Source organism: Acinetobacter sp. LCT-H3 (assembly GCF_001866125.1).
In the GTDB taxonomy this organism is placed as follows: Bacteria; Pseudomonadota; Gammaproteobacteria; order Pseudomonadales; family Moraxellaceae; genus Acinetobacter; species Acinetobacter schindleri.
Genome location: NZ_MODX01000074.1, coordinates 372 through 744, shown reverse-complemented (window position 1 = coordinate 744; position 373 = coordinate 372). Strand labels below are relative to the sequence as shown.

The following is a 373-nucleotide window of genomic DNA, read 5'->3' as shown; positions in this document are numbered from 1 at the left end:
TGCCTAACACATGCAAGTCGAACGAAGCGCTTAAATGGAATTCTTCGGAAGGAAGCTTAAGTGACTGANGGAATCTGCCTATTAGTGGGGGACAACATTCCGAAAGGAATGCTAATACCGCATACGCCCTACGGGGGAAAGCAGGGGATCTTCGGACCTTGCGCTAATAGATGAGCCTAAGTCGGATTAGCTAGTTGGTGGGGTAAAGGCCTACCAAGGCGACGATCTGTAGCGGGTCTGAGAGGATGATCCGCCACACTGGGACTGAGACACGGCCCAGACTCCTACGGGAGGCAGCAGTGGGGAATATTGGACAATGGGGGGAACCCTGATCCAGCGACGCCGCGTGAGTGAAGAAGTATTTCGGTATGTA

General features: G+C 53.0%; 1 rRNA gene (running past one end of the window). It reads left to right on the top strand.

Going from position 1 to position 373, the window contains the following annotated elements:
* A 16S ribosomal RNA gene (locus tag BK820_RS14910) occupies positions 1–373 on the top strand (its annotated part continues 371 nt past the right edge of the window); the annotation flags it as partial.